Source organism: Methylobacter sp. S3L5C, from assembly GCF_022788635.1.
Classification (GTDB): Bacteria; Pseudomonadota; Gammaproteobacteria; order Methylococcales; family Methylomonadaceae; genus Methylobacter_C.
Window position 1 is genome coordinate 2,580,001 of sequence record NZ_CP076024.1, and the last position, 17,279, is coordinate 2,597,279.

General features: G+C 41.6%; 12 protein-coding genes and 3 pseudogenes. 11 read left to right on the forward strand and 4 right to left on the reverse strand.

The features are described 5' to 3' along the window. Positions 1 to 122: 122 nt before the first annotated feature. Positions 123 to 1,483, reverse strand: a pseudogene (locus KKZ03_RS11530) (IS4 family transposase). Positions 1,484 to 2,026: 543 nt separating this feature from the next. On the opposite strand from KKZ03_RS11530, the gene KKZ03_RS11535 reads away from it, so the two are divergent. Further along, positions 2,027 to 3,238 (forward strand): hypothetical protein, encoded by a 1,212-nt coding sequence (locus KKZ03_RS11535; RefSeq protein ID WP_243217004.1) that lies wholly within the window; start codon positions 2,027 to 2,029, stop codon positions 3,236 to 3,238. A 12-nt stretch (positions 3,239 to 3,250) separates the two neighbouring features. After that, positions 3,251 to 4,240: a magnesium/cobalt transporter CorA gene (gene corA, locus KKZ03_RS11540; RefSeq protein ID WP_243217005.1), complete on the forward strand. Its 990-nt coding sequence runs from the start codon at positions 3,251 to 3,253 to the stop codon at positions 4,238 to 4,240. A 487-nt stretch (positions 4,241 to 4,727) separates the two neighbouring features. Here the strand turns inward: corA and KKZ03_RS11545 are convergent, their stop codons facing one another. Continuing rightward, on the reverse strand, positions 4,728 to 5,042 hold the full coding sequence (locus KKZ03_RS11545; RefSeq protein ID WP_371744894.1) for a methyl-accepting chemotaxis protein: 315 nt from the start codon (positions 5,040 to 5,042) through the stop codon (positions 4,728 to 4,730). Between the two features lie 196 nt (positions 5,043 to 5,238). Between KKZ03_RS11545 and KKZ03_RS11550 the strand changes: the two genes are divergently transcribed. Further along, a complete protein-coding gene (locus KKZ03_RS11550) occupies positions 5,239 to 6,735 on the forward strand; it encodes an ISNCY family transposase (protein WP_243216937.1) in 1,497 nt (498 codons plus the stop codon). 187 nt (positions 6,736 to 6,922) lie between these two features. On the opposite strand, the gene KKZ03_RS21910 is transcribed toward KKZ03_RS11550, so the two are convergent. Then, complete coding sequence (locus KKZ03_RS21910; RefSeq protein ID WP_305852348.1) at positions 6,923 to 8,761, reverse strand: methyl-accepting chemotaxis protein; 1,839 nt, start codon at positions 8,759 to 8,761, stop codon at positions 6,923 to 6,925. Between the two features lie 259 nt (positions 8,762 to 9,020). Between KKZ03_RS21910 and KKZ03_RS11560 the strand changes: the two genes are divergently transcribed. Beyond that, a complete protein-coding gene (locus KKZ03_RS11560; protein WP_243217007.1) occupies positions 9,021 to 9,479 on the forward strand; it encodes a hypothetical protein in 459 nt (152 codons plus the stop codon). Positions 9,480 to 10,369: 890 nt separating this feature from the next. On the opposite strand, the gene KKZ03_RS11565 is transcribed toward KKZ03_RS11560, so the two are convergent. Next, a protein-coding gene (locus KKZ03_RS11565) for an IS630 family transposase (RefSeq protein WP_243217008.1) occupies positions 10,370 to 11,505 on the reverse strand; the annotation gives its coding sequence in 2 pieces (ribosomal slippage) (positions 10,370 to 11,076 and positions 11,076 to 11,505; 1,137 coding nt in all). 81 nt (positions 11,506 to 11,586) lie between these two features. Here KKZ03_RS11565 and KKZ03_RS11570 point away from each other — a divergent pair. From KKZ03_RS11570 to KKZ03_RS11600, 7 genes and pseudogenes are all read left to right on the forward strand, one after another. Further along, positions 11,587 to 11,961 (forward strand): annotated as a pseudogene (locus KKZ03_RS11570) (PleD family two-component system response regulator); the annotation flags it as partial. Between the two features lie 439 nt (positions 11,962 to 12,400). Continuing rightward, positions 12,401 to 13,156 (forward strand): two-component system response regulator, encoded by a 756-nt coding sequence (locus tag KKZ03_RS11575; RefSeq protein ID WP_243217009.1) that lies wholly within the window; start codon positions 12,401 to 12,403, stop codon positions 13,154 to 13,156. Positions 13,157 to 13,224: 68 nt separating this feature from the next. After that, positions 13,225 to 14,100: a protoglobin domain-containing protein gene (locus KKZ03_RS11580; RefSeq protein ID WP_243217010.1), complete on the forward strand. Its 876-nt coding sequence runs from the start codon at positions 13,225 to 13,227 to the stop codon at positions 14,098 to 14,100. A gap of 32 nt (positions 14,101 to 14,132) precedes the next feature. After that, entirely contained in the window at positions 14,133 to 14,513 is a 381-nt protein-coding gene (locus KKZ03_RS11585; RefSeq protein WP_243217011.1) for a hypothetical protein, read from the forward strand. Beyond that, positions 14,513 to 15,625 carry a SpoIIE family protein phosphatase gene (locus KKZ03_RS11590; protein WP_243217012.1) on the forward strand — a complete coding sequence of 371 codons (1,113 nt, stop codon included), beginning with the start codon at positions 14,513 to 14,515 and terminating at the stop codon, positions 15,623 to 15,625. Before KKZ03_RS11585 ends, KKZ03_RS11590 begins: the two co-directional genes overlap by 1 nt. Next, the gene (locus KKZ03_RS11595; protein WP_243217013.1) at positions 15,613 to 15,792 is read left to right on the forward strand and encodes a hypothetical protein; all 180 of its coding nucleotides are present in this window, start codon (positions 15,613 to 15,615) and stop codon (positions 15,790 to 15,792) included. Before KKZ03_RS11590 ends, KKZ03_RS11595 begins: the two co-directional genes overlap by 13 nt. 91 nt (positions 15,793 to 15,883) lie before the next feature. Further along, positions 15,884 to 17,244: pseudogene (locus KKZ03_RS11600) on the forward strand (IS4 family transposase). Positions 17,245 to 17,279 lie beyond the last annotated feature (35 nt).

Here is a 17,279-nt window from a genome sequence, read left to right on the forward strand (position 1 = left end):
TACGGATATGAATTTAGGCTTCCCTAAACCGGACATTCGTGGCGAATTGCAGTTCGGAAATAATACACCTTATCAATAAGTGTCGGAGCTTAATACTGCTACCGCAAATATAAAAAACAAAGTCAGAGGCTTAAACATGCCTCGTTTCTTGGCACCATCAGCAAAGGAAAGGGTTTTGGTCGGCGTTTGACTGCTCTTGGCTGGCTCTTACGTTTTTGTTTTCCAATGGCCGTTGATGCCATCGCTTTTAATAATTCACGCAAGGCGCTTATGAGTTGGTTCCCTGTCAAGCCTACCATCTGCTTGGCGGCTTGAATGACCAGTTGCACTGCTGACCTGAAACTCAGTTGGCGGGGTATCTTCTCATGCAGGCTGGCTGCCTGTGCCAAATTGCCACGAATGATGTTGTATGCCAATAAGTGGATAGCTATCTCCTTGCTTACCATGTCAGGTTTTTTGCACCGTAATATTTCCATGCCCATATTGGTTTTGATGGAACGAAAATCCAGCTCAATTTTCCAGCGCTGCTTATAAAGCATAGCCAGCTCTTGCTTATGAAAGCCCTTTGCATTTAGTAAGGTGGTCAAATAGATTCTGCCGTTTACCGCAAACTCTCGGACGGTAATCGATTCCGGCAAGTCGCTATAGTCCTGCTTGGACATCCACACCGGTTTCCGTTTGGGTTTCGTCCAGTCAATCAAATGATCTCTTGCACCCAGGTAGACACCCAAGCTGAAATCTACTTTTTTCCGGGCATGTAGTGGAAATAGCACAGGAATTTCACGAGCCTGCAAGAGCGCAATAATGGCGAAGGTACAGTAATAGCGGTCCGCCATCAGCAAGTCGCCAACTGACAGGCTGCCAAACAGTTGACTGAGTAACGATGTTTCGCCAGTTCCTTTGCCTTGATAGGCTCCCAGGCTATAGTCGAGCACGGTTCCTGCAGCCAAAGAAATCAACACAACCATGCGAGCAATCGGAAAGCCCAAACCAGGCTTTTGACTATCCAGCTGAGGAAAGTCTGCCTGATTCTCTGGTGTATCTGGCATTTGCACCGTTGCTCCATCAGTAAGGACAACGTTATAACCCTTCCATCGCCACGCGGCCAGAGACTGGTTATGAAGACGCAAACCAGCAGCTGTGGTGGCTGCTCTGAGTTCCTTTAGTGGTAAGCGTTGTCGGGCTTTACAGTAAGGTCCCGTGTTAACCGTATTGGCTGATTGTCCATCGACGATACGATCAATCAATACGCCTGCCACTGCCTGTTTACAGGAACCGTCATCACTTAATACTTGGAAAATGAAAGCTTTAAGCGTGACTAAGGGCAAGAACACCGAGGAGCGTTTATGCGGGGTATTGGCGATAATGTTGGTAATGCTGTCGGCTGAAAAAAATCCTCAACACCTAGTCCTTGGGATTGCAAAAATGACTTTTTGAAGCGGTCAATTTGCTGCTGAATACGGTTTTTTTTAATAGCTGGCATGGTTAAGTTATTGATCAGACTTTGTAATACTCAAAATTCTACCAGAATAGTGCTTGATCTTTATCTTATTATTTGCGTATCTAACTGTAACTTATAGATTAATTACATTTGCGGTAGCAGTATTAGCATCTGACGCTATAAGATCGGTAACTCAACATTCAATATCAGTTGACTTCCAACCCCCCACCAATAGAAACAATACCAAAAAAAATAGAACAAACGTACTTGAAAGTAACCAGTAAACGACAACTCATTTCAGTCATGCTTATGGCTCTGGCGCTAGCATCCCCGATGACCATTGCGGCACTAGGAGCACCAGTACAGGATCCTGTTTCGTGGCTATTCGTTAAAGAGGCAGGCGGTGGGACACTAACAACTAACAGGGCCTGATGACAATCTCACCCTGACACTGGCGCATTGACGTCACCGCATTCACCGATCGCCCGATCCACTTCGACATGATCGAAAATTCAATACGATTCCTATAAGAAATTAGTTTACTATGTTACACAAATTGGATGTTTAAAAAGCTTAAAGAAAAATATGAACTTTTACCCTTACCTGTCTCCAGTGTTTCAAAGTTCTATTGCACGATGTTTGATAATGCTCGCTTTATGCGGTCTGCAAGGATGCCTTTCACCGATGGCACTGGATCATGCCGTCATCGAATACGACAAGACAACTGCCGATATTTTGTCAAAATTGATACTGTTAAACATTGCGCGTTCCCACCAGCATCAACCCATGCATTTCACTGGCGTATCCAATATTGCGGCGACCTTTAATTTCCAATTGAACGCGGGCGCAACGCCTGCTTTTACTGGCGAGAATGGTTCGTTATTAACGCCGGTGTTTGGTGGCACGATATCCGAGAATCCGACTATCAGTATTGTTCCGGTCGAAGGTGAGGAATTCACCCGTCGAATGTTGACGCCGTTTCAGGAAAACAAACTGACCATGCTACTGCGACAGGGCGCTGATGTGGATTTGATTCTGCGCCTTGTTGCAGGCGAGTTCCGAATTAACGGCGGAAAGCAACAAGGCATTTATTATAACAAGCCTAACGATGCCAAAGGCTATCGGATGTTCCGGCAAGCCGTACTCCATATGTCGTCGATCCAGGATAGAAACAAGCTGTTTGTCGAGCCACTTATGTTCGAGCAGCACTGGACTTTGCCGGCTGCATCATTAACGGCGGAACAAATGGCCGCGTTGCAAAAAGACTTTAAAATTGACTACCTGGCCCAAAGTAAGCAAGTCACGCTGAGCAAGCGAGTAACCGGGCGTATTGTTATAACTAATTACGATCCGGCAACTCTGAGCAATGACGAGCGTATTCGTTTGCAGGAAGAAGCCGATCAAGGTGCTGGCAATGATGTTATGGTGGATATTCGACCCGAATATCCGGGTGGAGAGTGGCCAATACACGGTATTTTCCGCTTGCGCAGTTTTCATAATATACTGAATTTTATTGGTCAGTCTATCGGCGACAATCCGGAATACGATGTTGCTAAATATCTGCAAACTTCTGATGTCAGCCAGAACCCGGTAAACACACTGGCTATGCTGATCAGTGATGACAAACCAGGTAATGGCGATATCAGCGTCCAGTATGGCGATTGGTATTACGCAATAAAGCCGGACGAAGGTTATCCTTGGAATCGCGAAGCCTTTCGGTTGTTATGCCAACTTTTTCAAATGACCATGACCGATCTGGCTCGGCAAGGCGCACCAGAAATTACTATTTCTAAATAATAGGAAGCCATTTTGACAAAAATAATCGATAACCGCATGATCATGAAATGCGTAGCCTATCAAAATGGCGTCAGTATCGGCGATGTGACAATCGAGGATATCAGTGAAGTGCTTAAGCAGGAAAACACCTTCATCTGGCTAGGTTTGCTTGAGGCCAATAGTGAACTGTTGGCCCAAATACAGGAGGAATTTGGTTTGCATGACTTGGCTATCGAAGATGCTTGCTCGGCGCATCAGCGTCCGAAGGTTGATGAATTTGGCGAGTCGTTGTTTATCGTGTTGCATACCGCAGATCTTGCAGGAGAACAGGTTAAGTTCGGGGAAACTCATATTTTTCTCGGTCCACGTTTTTTGGTGACGATCAGGCACGGCTATTCATGCAGTCACAGCAAAATTAGAGAGCGCTGTGAAGCCATGCCTAAGCAACTGGCCAAAGGGCCAGGATTTGCCTTGTATTCAATTATGGATTTTATCGTTGATAACTATATGCCGGTTATTGATGGTTTGCAGGCGCGTTTTGATAGCTTGGAGTCGGCAATTTTTAAATATCAACCCAGCCGGCAAACCATGGAGGACCTTTACGAACTGAAGCGCGAATTGATGTTACTGGAAGGAGCTATTACACCGGTGATAGATATCTGCAATGAGTTGATGCGTTTGCATAATGAGTTTATTCCCAAGGACGTGCGGGTCTATTTTCGCGATATTGTGGATCACATCAAACGTATAGATCAGAAGATTCATGGTATGCGAGAAATGTTGGTAGCGGCAATGCAGGTGCATTTGACATTTGAAACGGTTCGGCAGAACGAAGTTGTCAAACGATTGGCCGGTTGGGGAGCGATCTTGGCAATACCCACCATGGTTTTCAGTTGGTACGGTATGAACTTCAGATACATGCCTGAGTTGGATTGGCAATACAGTTATCCGGTGGTAGTGGTCGGCGTCGTTTTGGGCAGTCTTTTTCTGTATTGGCGGCTGAAAAAATCTGACTGGCTGTAAGGCAAAATAAAAACATGAATAATCAATGCCTACAGCTTGAAGTGATGCCTTTGCTGGCATAACTGCGTAGCCACGTTAGCGGTAAGCGCCTTTTTTCGCACTGGTTGGTTTTATGCCGCTTAATCCCACTCTGTAGTAAATTTAAATATTAATGAAAAAAGGATAACGTATCAATTCAATTTAATCTTATCTCCTGAACCGCTGCCTGTGGCTGTTTTGTTGGTCATACTGGTTGTTTTATAGTCTAACGGTTGATGTGGGCGCTGTAATTATATCTTACGAAATAGTCAGTCTTTGAAGTTTAGTTTTTTGAACCCCTCTAAAATCCTTTCGTTTGCTTTCGCTTATTTTCTGACTCTCAATTTAAATTCAGTATAGTTTAAATCATTGCCCTGATTTGTGGGTTCGTTATAATCAAAATTGCCGTGCAAAAGCTAGTTTAGTGTTACTGGTTTCCAAGTAATGCTTGGGAACCAAATCCGAAATATTATCTGATACGAAATCTACCTACTAAAGATTGCAATTGTCGTGCTTGATCCTCTAATGATTGTGCAGTCGCTGCAGATTGCTCTGCTAAAGAAGCATTCTGCTGAGTAGCGTTATCCATTTGCAACATCGCTATATTAAGTTGATCTATGCCAGTACTTTGCTCAGAAGATGCAGAAGATATTTGAGATACCAAATCTGTAACTAAAGTTACGGCATTAGATATTTCAATCATGGTTTTTCCGGCTATATCGACTTGATTGCTGCCGCTTTTAGTTGTCATTACTGAATTGTTAATTAGTGTTTGAACGGTAATAAATTATTTAATACAAAACAATAAGTTGCGATAAAATAGGCTATTGAAAATCAAATAACAGCCTATTGGCGTATAAAATGCTGAATTTAAGTAACTTGCTGATAATTATGATTATTATTTTCATCGAAAAGGGCTTGGCAAAAGCTACCTCCCGGATAAGCGCCTCAGCTTTCAAATTCTCGTTGGAAAACTCCCGATGAGAAAGGTATTTTCTCCACAAATGAGCATCGGTCAACGCGATATTGCTGATATCAAAATAGATGTTTCCTCCCGTGATGACATTCCGATCATCTTGCTGGGCTTGCAACACATTTATACGACTCAGCCATTAAGGGATGCTGTTTTTAAAATACTGGAGGATGTGGTGCCTACTAAAATTGACGCCGAAGTGACAAAAATCGTTGCCATCGACAAAGGCCGCCCCGGTATGAATCAATGGTCGATTTTGGTGTTAGGATCGCTACGCGTAGGACTGAATACAGACTATGATCGCATTCTGGAGTTGGCCAATCAGCATAACACCCTACGTGAAATGCTCGGTCTTGGTTGCTTTGATGCCGACAAACGCTATCGCCTGCAAACCTTGAAAGACAATCTCAAGCTGTTTACGCCAGCGATCATGGCGCGTATTAGTACTGAAGTTATTCGAGCCGGCTATCAATTACTGGATCTGGATATTCATGCGCTGATCAGAGGCCGTTGCGATTCTTTTGTGTTAAAAACCAACGTGCATTTTCCAACCGATATCAGTTTACTGCATGATGCGATCCGGATTCTGATTCGGACGTGCGTCAAATGGAGCTTGCAACATGCCTTGCCTGAATGGCGATTGCATAAGCACAACCTGTCTAAATTTAAAAGGCGGTATCGCACGCTGCAAAAACTCAAACATTCCACGTCAAAAAATGACGCTATCAAGGCCGCCAAAGCACTTGAGATCAAACAGGCCTACCAGGACTATATTGATTTGGCAGGGTTTTATCTTGAGCGCACTAAAGCCAGTATGTTGACGTTAAAAAATCACTTTCACATACCAGAAGTGTTGCTTACCGATCTGAGCACTTTTAGCCTGCATGCCGAACGTCAAATCGAGCAGATTAGACGTCGCGCTATTCAAGGAGAAACCATTCCCCATGATGAAAAAGTCTTTTCCCTGTTCCAGACCCACACCGAATGGATCAGCAAAGGCAAAGCCGGAGTCCCGGTTGAACTGGGCTTGCGGGTCTGTATCATGGAAGACCATCAGGGCTTTATATTGCACAGTCAAGTCATGCAAAAGACTACCGACGACAAAGTCGCCGTGCCGATGGTTAAAGCGACTCAAGTAAAATTCCCAAGTTTTAACGCCTGTAGCTTTGACAAAGGTTTCCACAGTCCGGCCAATCAAACCGACCTGAAAGCCCTCCTTGAGCAAGTCGTTTTACCCAAAAAAGGCAAGCTATCCAAAGCCGACCAGAATCGTGAATACACCGCGGAATTTAAACAGGCAAAAAAGCAACATTCCGCCGTAGAATCGGCTATTAATGCGTTAGAAGTACATGGGCTGGATAAGTGCCTTGATCATGGCATTGAAGCCTTCGAGCGTTATGTTGGCTTAGCCGTGTTATCGCGTAACATTCAAAAGCTCGGCACAATTAAACGCGACATGGAACGGCTAAGGCTTGTTAACGAGCAACAAAAACTAGCTGCCTGACGCTTTTTTGAGAACAGCCAACAGGTTATCCACAGGAAAGGTGCGCTTATAATTTGTGATTATTAGAAATAATTCTGAAAAACTGATGGTAAATCAGAAAATAAGTCGTTTGTTCCACTCCGGAAAGATTTTTCCAAAAAATATTTCCGGATGTTGAGCTGGTTTTTTTGAAAAGTGGCTTTTTCGTTCAGGCACTAATTAGGTCTTTGATTTCTTTTGCTGCCGAAGTCGAACGTAGAGCTAATAAACGTACCTCAGAGGCCACCACAGAAAACCCTTTACCATGCGCTCCTGCACTTGCCGCTTCTATCGCAGCATTTAACGCTAATATATTTGTTTGAAAGGCTAAGCCATCAATAACTTCAACTATACCAATCATGGTGCTAGCACTTTTAGAAATACTATCCATAGTTTTGATCACTTCATCTACTGCTGATCCGCCTTTGGTAGTTAAAGTTGAAGTACTTAATACCATATTATTAGCGACTCTAGCGTTTTCAGCATTTTGTTTAACTGTAGAGGCTAATTCTTCCATAGTGGCGGAGTTTTCTTCTAGGCTAGACGCCTGTTGTTCTGTACGCTGTGATAGATCTAAAAAACCAGCTGCAATCTCGGAAGCCGAGCTATTAATGACGCTAACGGCAGATATAATTTCATTAATCAGCGATAACAGTGAGCTACGCGTATCATTAATACCTTGTGCAGTTATGCCAAATAACCCTGAGTATTTTTTATCAATACGCTGCGTTAAGTCGCCTATAGCAAGAGCATTGGCTATGCGACCTATGTCACTTAAGGCATTTTCAGAAGTTTTATTTAAGTTATTTGAAAGCTCAGCTAATGTTTTAGCGAAACCTTGATGACGGTTTTCGTCCATGCGATAACTAAAGTCACCGTGCACAGCAGCATTTACCGAATGGTTGATATCGGTAATGATAGCTTGTAAATTTTCGCTCATATTAGCCATTGCTGCAGTAATGCTTTCGCTGTCACCTTGGCGTACCGATAATGTGTTATCTAAATGGCCTGCGGCAATTTGTCGTGCTACGTAGGCCACATCATCAGGATTACCGCCGATTTTATGTAATAAGCCACTATTCAAGCTGTTGATGGTGCGGCTAATTTCTAATTCAAAACCCGTTTTATCGCTTAAATCAATTTGCTGAGTAAAATCACCTTTTATTATGCAATCAACGTGATTTTGCAATTGTGAAATGATGCGCTGCAACTCATTTTGCATTAAGTCGATGGCCGCTAATAAGCTATGATCATCACCTTTTGTGAGGTTAATGTCATTATCTAAATGCCCTAGAGCTATTTGTTTAGCAATAACAACTACATCACTAGGCTCACCGCCCAATTGGATAACAAAGCTGTGAGCAATAGCAAAGCCTAGAATCATAGAGGCCGCTAGAGATGTCAGTAAAATAGCTAGCATTAATAAATTGCCGGTATGGGTTTTTTCAGTAGCTAAGGCTTCGTCGGCTAAGGTGCGCTGAATAAGAATAGGTATAATTTTATCTATCACTAGCCGATGGCTTTTATATAGCTTAGTCAAGCGTGGTAGTATGGTTGTCACCGAGGCGCGGTCGGATTCTTGTATAGCAGGTATTAATTCTGCCAAAACTAAATTATAAAATTGATAGGCCGATAGATAAGATTGTTCTAAAAACAATGGCGCTAATTCACCTGTTAAGCCTTGATTTAACCAATATTGATGACGGGTATCATACTCATCTTTTAGCTGCTTAAATTTACTAATCAATAAGGCTTGATCTTTTTTGTCAGTAGCGTTGGCTAACTCAAGCATCACTAAATAAGACTCTAAAATATATTCAGGAGGTGGTAACACATCAGCTACCAAGTCTTTGCCTTGGGCTATACGTTGATAAAGCGGGCTATTAATTTGTAATTCGTTAAGCGTTTTAAAAGACCAAAATCCATAAGCTACAAAGCCTATGGTAAACATCGCTAATAACAATAAAAAGCGTTTTTTGACAGTAAGTGCTGCGATTATTTTATTCATTAATTAATTAACCAAAGTAGATAGTATGATCCAGTTATTCGCTCTTTGCGAAGATAATTCATTGAATTTTAACGATTTAGGTTTTTAACAATCATGATTCACTGAAGTTATTTTCTTTTAATAACAATGTGTTATATCTAATAGCGAAAAATGGGTATGATGATATCTTGATCTATTCAAACATATTGTAAAGTTATCACTGGCAAGCAAATTAATAAGCATAGGGGATAATAGAATCCAATTTAGTTACATGTCTTGAATGAGACCTTTACATTCTGACGCGATAGGGTTGTCAGGAGTTAAAGCGCAATACGGCCAATCAACATTACTACGTCTTTATAACAATCTGCCTCCTACGGGTAGTGATACGCACGGTTTTGGTATGAAAGAGTCGAATATTCATCTTCATAATGGTCATGCCGCACCCGAATCGGATGGCGGGCCTTATGAAAATCGGGAGACAGAGGTTGGGCAATTTTATGATTATCATTGGTCTAATCGACGTGCCGGCTTTAATAGGACATATCCAACATCCACCTATACAGATAAGCTAGGGGATAAATGGCCTTGCGAAGGTAATTGGAAAGAAACTCAAGATTCGTTGTGGTGGCATGATCATACTGATTTGTTTACCGCCCAAAATGTTGTTAAGTGTCTAGTTTCTTTTTACAGCGTTTTTAGTGACGACATTAACCTCGATACCCTTGATGAAAGTTGAAAAGGCGGCTTAAGATAGGAAGAATAACCATGTTCATCATCACGATTTACCATATTAATCGCCATAAAGCTTACGGTGATGAATGTCTCTATATGGCCGAACTTGCTCTGTCAAAATTGAAGGATCACTACCGACCCACAGTTGCCATTCGCCTTTAATTTTCAGATGACAGCTTACTAATTTAAAGCTGTTAGTACCATTCCTCGCTAGAATTTGAATACCGCGATTCTATAAGAAGGCTCCTTAAGAAATTATCCTATGTTACTTGACCATTACATTTAATTGTGGAGCTATCGTCGCATAAACTATCCGAAATATACTATTTGACTGATAATACGTTTAGTGTAAAATATTTATTTTTCAAATTAAATTTTCTGCATATTATATGCATATTTTTTCTGAAAATGTAATTTATAATTTTCAATTAAATTAATACTTCGGATAGTTATAGTAATTGGCACTTCACGAATAATAAGGTTTGTGGCGTTAATGGCTAACTAAACTTATGAAAAATGTAGAGTCGGATGTCGAATTAAATATTAACCAATTGAAATTAAAAAGTTAATTATTGGTGTTTTTCTTTTTTCACTAATGCGTCTCTAAGTAACTAACAACTATTACGTGCACCGATGACTAATCAAGAATTGGCAGCATTAAAGTTGGAAATTTAAAAAACAGATAACGTCCCTTAAAGGGATTAAAGGTTATTCTCTGTGTGAACTTACAGTGAGGTACATTGAATATTTAATTTGTAAAAGTTATATCTTAAAAAACCAAGTCATATTTTGCAAAAAACAATTAATCCTATTGCCGTATATCTATATTTATAAACGCTGAAATTAGAACAATATTTTGATTGCCAACATAATGAAAACAATACTAGTACTCAGTCAATCTGATAATGTCGGATAAAGTTTCTTCAGTTTTATCCGTGCATCCTCCGTGGTAAACCGCCATTTCATAGGCCGAGCAATAGTATTTCTTTTTTCTTGCCACGCTAAAATTTCTGTTTTTAACATTTCTTGATCTGGAATGCGGCGATCCATACATTGCCGTGACAGGATGCTTAATTCTATCTCGGCCATATTTAACCAACTGCCATGCTTGGGCGTGTAGTGTATTTCTAGTTTTTCAAGAATTCTTCTCGCCTCTTTTGGCTCAAATGCCTTATATAAAGAGGCACCAGTATGGGTATTCAGATTATCCATAACCAGGGTAATACGTTTAGCCTGCGGGTAATGGACATCAACCAGGTTACGAATTTGATGCGCCCAATCAATGGCCGTTCTTTGATCGGTTACCTCAACAAACCGTTTGCCCTGCAAGGGTTCAAAAAACATAAAAATATTGCTCACTCCATTACGCTCATATTCCGTGTCGTACCGAGCGACCGTGCCAGGCTTTGCCGGTATTGGTGTTCGCGTGTCTTTAATCTGTTGCTTGCTGCTTTCATCCATGCAAATCAGTGGTTGCGCTTCATCATAAGGTCGCTTGTAAACCTCAAGCGTATCTTCCATAGCACAAACAAACTCAGCATTTTTTTTAGCCGGAATACACCACTCTTTATTTTGCCAGGGTTTTAATTCGTTTTTTTTAAGGTTTGCCGGATAGTTTCATGCGATACACTTTCAATATAACCCAGCTCAACCATCTGCTGTCCAAGTAAACGTAATGTCCAGCGACTACGCCCTTCAGGTGCATCGCCACAACTTAACGCGATCAAACGGGCTTCATTCTCTCCATCAATAGTACGACTTCTAACCCGAATTGACTTTGCCCGGTTTAAAGCCGATTCCAAGCCTTCTTGAACCAGTCGCTCCCGGACTCGTTCAACGGTACGTCTTGAAATACCAAAAGCTTCACTTATTGGCCGGTCCAGCCATTTTTCTCCTAACTCGCTAACATCCGCTTTCAGCAGTATTTCAGCGTGTAACCTTTTATGAGCGGCCACTTTTCCGGTATGAATCAAACTTCCCAAATAAGCGCGTTCATCTTCCGTTAGTCGTACTATGTATTTCTTTTTCAATGGTGTTTATTAATGGCAATGTAAAGACATTATATGGGGGCTATCATTCGACATATCAACGCTGACTGAGTACTAGTCGTTGATGATGATGTCTTTCAGCACCAAATAATCAATGATGCTCTTAGGGATGAAAACTATAAAATAATTTCCAGGTTCAATGGCGAATCTGCCCTGACTTTGTTATTTAGGCAACGTCCTGATCTCATTTTAATGGATATTAATATGCCTGATTATAATGGCATGGAGATACTGAAAAAGATAAAAAGTTATAAGCATCTTACTGGTGTACCTATTGTCATGATAACCAATATCCAGGCTAAAGATATGGTTATGCAAAGTTTACAACAAGGTGCTGTTAATTATATCGTCAAGCCTTTTACGCGTTATTTGCTGATAGAAAAGGTAAGGACTGCATTAGCCATTGATGTCTCAGATCTGGAAAATACCAGCAAATAAGCCGATAGATTTGATCTGTCAATACTTCGGACATTTTATGCCGCGATAGCGGTATAGGTTCGCTGTCTATCGATTACCTACCCCTGCCAGTTTGAAGCGTAAAGGTCTTTGACGTATTTAGCTATTGTCATCGATGACTGCATATTTACATGCTGGAGGCCTCCTAAAACTGTCCGAAAGTATTGTAGTTAAATTGAAGCCAAATAATTCTTTTAATTGCCCAATTAAAAACACTATTTAATTGATAAAATGTGCAGTATATTTAATCTGTAAATTACATATTTTATGTGTTGTATTGGATTTTTTCTAAAAATGTAATAGTTTCTATTGGCGCTGATATTCATTAAGAAGCTCAATCAACTTAAATTCTTATTGATTGGCAGTCAAAATCAGCGACAAACAACACTCATTCGAAAAAAGAAGCGCAAACTTAAACATAATGAGCTTAACTTTAAAACCTACCGTTCTCATCATAGATGACAGTCCTGATGTTATTAATCTGCTATCGGGACTGCTCAAAACCAGTTATAAGGTAAAAGCGGCTACTTCTGGCGAAAAAGGACTTACTATTGTTCAAAACGATAACGCTATCGACCTCATATTATTAGACGTCATAATGCCTGGTCTTTCCGGCTTCGAGGTTTGTAAGCAATTAAAAGCCGACGCCAACACTGCGGATATCCCTGTCATATTTATCACGGCGATGAGCGATCTTGATGATGAGCTACAGGGATTAAAACTCGGTGCGGTTGACTATATTACCAAGTCTGTCAGCCCGGCTATCTTGCTGGCACGAGTAGGGAACTATTTAAAAATTAAAGCGGCTAATGACTTTTTAAAAGATAAAAGTGAGTTTATCAAAGTACAGATCACTAAAAGATCCGACCAACTAGCCGCCATTCACGATATAGCCATTCTGCTATTAATTGCGCTTGCAAAAACAGGTAACCAGGAAACGGACAAGCCTTTGCAGCTAAATACGTTTTATGTAAAGGCGTTAGCCAAGCATCTGCAAAATCACCCTCAGTTTAAACAATTCCTCACCGAAAAAGCCATACAAATGACACTTGAGAGTCGAGGTACGCATTTTGATCCTGACATAATGGATACCTTTATGGTATTAGCTGAAAGCTTTAGAGAAATTGCTAAATGCTACTCGGATAATAATGACTTGGCATTCAACCTAGACTTTTAAATAAACTTAAACCACATCATTCTCATAGCCGGCATCAACCGCACAGTACCTAACAGGAAAATTTTATAATGCATGAAGATATAGAACAACTTAAAGATAAATTTTGTATCACTGCCACCGACACTGAACTCCTGCGTCAAGCGGGTACATTGCTGGCAGATTTTATGCCGGAATTTATTGAAAAGTGGTATGCATGGCTAAAGCAACAAGAAGAATTTTCACTGTTTTTTGGATCAAACAGCAGTAACTTAAAGCGGGTTCAAGAGCAGCAATCCATCCACTGGCAAAGTTTTTTTGTAGGACATATCAACAATAATTATATCAAAGAACGACGCCATATCGGCGAAGTCCATGCCCGCATTGGTTTACCCAACGATATTTATTTTGCCGGTATGTCTATAGCTTCTCAATTGTTATCTGATGAACTCTGGAATATCAAACCAATGCCCGCTAATATCGGTGCTATAGCCAATGCGCTAACAAAACATCTTTTTCTTGATTCTTACTTGGTCATAGACGAAATTGCCCGTATTCAAAATCTTCGTTTGTCCGAAAGCCATAAAGCCATGATGGAGATGTCAACACCGGTAACACCTATCTGGGAAGGCATATTGTTATTACCTCTGCTTGGCATTCTGGATTCAAGCCGTACCCAAGAGATCATGAATAAGTCGCTGTCCAAGATATCTGAAGAGCGCACCAAAGTATTTATTTTGGATATTAGTGGGGTAGCTTCGGTAGATACTGCGGTCGCCAATCAATTAATAAAAATTACCAAAGCCACTCAATTAATGGGGTGTAGCGCTATTATTTCCGGAATATCTCCAGCGATTGCCCGAACCATTGTTGAGCTTGGAGTAAACATCGGCGAAATAAAAACGACATCTACGCTACGCGATGCCTTCGAAATCGCCTTAAAACTGATCAACGTTACGGTTTCTTAAGTAAAACATGATCGGTAATCAGTCGCTTAGCCATGAGTATCAATATGTCCGAACATAGCGGCGTTTCCATGAGTCGAATGAATGATCGATTGTCCGTCATTTTACAAGGCGATGTTGCGCCGGAGATGCTGTCGGTATTAAGTACTGATATGCTTGAGTACATACAAATTAACAGGATTACTTTAGTTATTTTTGATATATCCGCAATCGCCATTTTGGATCTCACTGAATTTAACGCCTTACATCGCATTGTGCTCATGACAAAGCTAATGGGCGCCCAAACTATTTTTACTGGTTTTAATTCGGGTATGGTAGCTTTTTTAATCTCGGCGGGTGCTGACATTTCAGGTATCAATACAGCCTCCGGACTTGATGATATAGACAGAGTCCTGAGCTTTTTAAAAGGCGATTAATGACTATGCTGAAAGAAAATATTTCTTCTACAAACAATCGCTTTTTTATCGCTAATCATCTAGACCTAACAATTGCCATTACCCAAACGCTAAGCTGGCAACCTTTGCTTGGAGCCAGTGCCGTTGACAAATCCTTTATTGCCACTATCGTTTCCGAATTGGCGAGTAATATTATTAAATATGCAAAATCAGGTTATATAGAGTTACGTTCTTACGAAAGGCCTGGCAATGTTGAAATTGACGTGGTTGCAATCGATAACGGCCCGGGCATCGTTAATGTAAAGCAAGCCATGCAGGAGCATTTTAGTTCAGGTGGTACCCTCGGCTTGGGCTTGTCGGGTGTCAAGCGCATTGCCGATGATTTTGAAATATATTCCACTGTCGGTTATGGCACCTGTGTATTTGCAAGAAAAAAAATAAAAATTAATGCTGTTCAGCAAGTTTTATCACTCACAACGGCCAGCTATTGTTCAAATTCAGAAAGACTTGCCGCATTTAGAGATGCCAGCTTGGTCGAACCTGCCTCTACTATCAACTTTGAAATTGGTAAGTGTATACGCGCCTATCCGGGACAAATCGTCTCTGGTGATCAAGTACTGGCTTTACCTTTAGAGGATGGTTATTTTCTGGCCATCATAGATGCTACCGGCCATGGCCCGGATGCACATAAAATGGCGCTGGTGCTTCTTGCCGCCGTAAAAAAAATTGCCTCACGCAACTTGGTCGACATAATGAGCAAACTTTATGAGCTCGCAAAAGGCACAATAGGTGCTGCAATTGGTTTAGCCTTTTTTGATGCCAATAAACAGACGGTCTATTGTGCGGGTATAGGCAATACCAGTCTTGTGGTATTTAACGATAAAAAATGGCGTGGCGTTTCTCGTGATGGCATACTTGGACAACGCTCGCCCAGCTTTATGGAACAATCCACACCCTTCAATCCAGGCGACATGGCTATTATGTTTACTGATGGTTTATCAGAATCATTGGCAAATAACGAAGCCATCAAGCTGCGCTTTCAAGATGCAAATACTATCGCCTATCGTCTGGTGGATGTACTCGGCAAGACTTACGATGACGCCTCGTGCATAGTTCTAAAATGGAACAAATAAGTCACCTGGATTACCTGGGTCAAATTAATCTGGCCACCGACAGATCAATCGTTGATACACGTAATAAAGTTCGTGAAATTGCGACCTTACTCAAGCTGGGCTTAATCACTACTACGCATTTGGCCTCAGAGATTAATACTGCTACCGCAAATGTAATTAATCTATAAGTTACAGTTAGATACGCAAATAATAAGATAAAGATCAAGCACTATTCTGGTAGAATTTTGAGTATTACAAAGTCTGATCAATAACTTAACCATGCCAGCTATTAAAAAAAACCGTATTCAGCAGCAAATTGACCGCTTCAAAAAGTCATTTTTGCAATCCCAAGGACTAGGTGTTGAGGATTTTTTTCAGCCGACAGCATTACCAACATTATCGCCAATACCCCGCATAAACGCTCCTCGGTGTTCTTGCCCTTAGTCACGCTTAAAGCTTTCATTTTCCAAGTATTAAGTGATGACGGTTCCTGTAAACAGGCAGTGGCAGGCGTATTGATTGATCGTATCGTCGATGGACAATCAGCCAATACGGTTAACACGGGACCTTACTGTAAAGCCCGACAACGCTTACCACTAAAGGAACTCAGAGCAGCCACCACAGCTGCTGGTTTGCGTCTTCATAACCAGTCTCTGGCCGCGTGGCGATGGAAGGGTTATAACGTTGTCCTTACTGATGGAGCAACGGTGCAAATGCCAGATACACCAGAGAATCAGGCAGACTTTCCTCAGCTGGATAGTCAAAAGCCTGGTTTGGGCTTTCCGATTGCTCGCATGGTTGTGTTGATTTCTTTGGCTGCAGGAACCGTGCTCGACTATAGCCTGGGAGCCTATCAAGGCAAAGGAACTGGCGAAACATCGTTACTCAGTCAACTGTTTGGCAGCCTGTCAGTTGGCGACTTGCTGATGGCGGACCGCTATTACTGTACCTTCGCCATTATTGCGCTCTTGCAGGCTCGTGAAATTCCTGTGCTATTTCCACTACATGCCCGGAAAAAAGTAGATTTCAGCTTGGGTGTCTACCTGGGTGCAAGAGATCATTTGATTGACTGGACGAAACCCAAACGGAAACCGGTGTGGATGTCCAAGCAGGACTATAGCGACTTGCCGGAATCGATTACCGTCCGAGAGTTTGCGGTAAACGGCAGAATCTATTTGACCACCTTACTAAATGCAAAGGGCTTTCATAAGCAAGAGCTGGCTATGCTTTATAAGCAGCGCTGGAAAATTGAGCTGGATTTTCGTTCCATCAAAACCAATATGGGCATGGAAATATTACGGTGCAAAAAACCTGACATGGTAAGCAAGGAGATAGCTATCCACTTATTGGCATACAACATCATTCGTGGCAATTTGGCACAGGCAGCCAGCCTGCATGAGAAGATACCCCGCCAACTGAGTTTCAGGTCAGCAGTGCAACTGGTCATTCAAGCCGCCAAGCAGATGGTAGGCTTGACAGGGAACCAACTCATAAGCGCCTTGCGTGAATTATTAAAAGCGATGGCATCAACGGCCATTGGAAAACAAAAACGTAAGAGCCAGCCAAGAGCAGTCAAACGCCGACCAAAACCCTTTCCTTTGCTGATGGTGCCAAGAAACGAGGCATGTTTAAGCCTCTGACTTTGTTTTTTATATTTGCGGTAGCAGTATTAGCT

Excerpts from the sequence above, each read along its gene's own strand:
- KKZ03_RS21910 (WP_305852348.1), bottom strand. The coding sequence starts at position 8,761 with ATGAATAAAATAATCGCAGCACTTACTGTCAAAAAACGCTTTTTATTG.
- KKZ03_RS11550 (WP_243216937.1), top strand. The coding sequence starts at position 5,239 with ATGAGAAAGGTATTTTCTCCACAAATGAGCATCGGTCAACGCGATATT.
- KKZ03_RS11560 (WP_243217007.1), top strand. The coding sequence starts at position 9,021 with ATGAGACCTTTACATTCTGACGCGATAGGGTTGTCAGGAGTTAAAGCG.
- KKZ03_RS11580 (WP_243217010.1), top strand. The coding sequence starts at position 13,225 with ATGCATGAAGATATAGAACAACTTAAAGATAAATTTTGTATCACTGCC.
- KKZ03_RS11575 (WP_243217009.1), top strand. The coding sequence starts at position 12,401 with ATGAGCTTAACTTTAAAACCTACCGTTCTCATCATAGATGACAGTCCT.
- KKZ03_RS11535 (WP_243217004.1), top strand. The coding sequence starts at position 2,027 with ATGAACTTTTACCCTTACCTGTCTCCAGTGTTTCAAAGTTCTATTGCA.
- KKZ03_RS11595 (WP_243217013.1), top strand. The coding sequence starts at position 15,613 with ATGGAACAAATAAGTCACCTGGATTACCTGGGTCAAATTAATCTGGCC.
- KKZ03_RS11590 (WP_243217012.1), top strand. The coding sequence starts at position 14,513 with ATGACTATGCTGAAAGAAAATATTTCTTCTACAAACAATCGCTTTTTT.
- KKZ03_RS11585 (WP_243217011.1), top strand. The coding sequence starts at position 14,133 with ATGAGTATCAATATGTCCGAACATAGCGGCGTTTCCATGAGTCGAATG.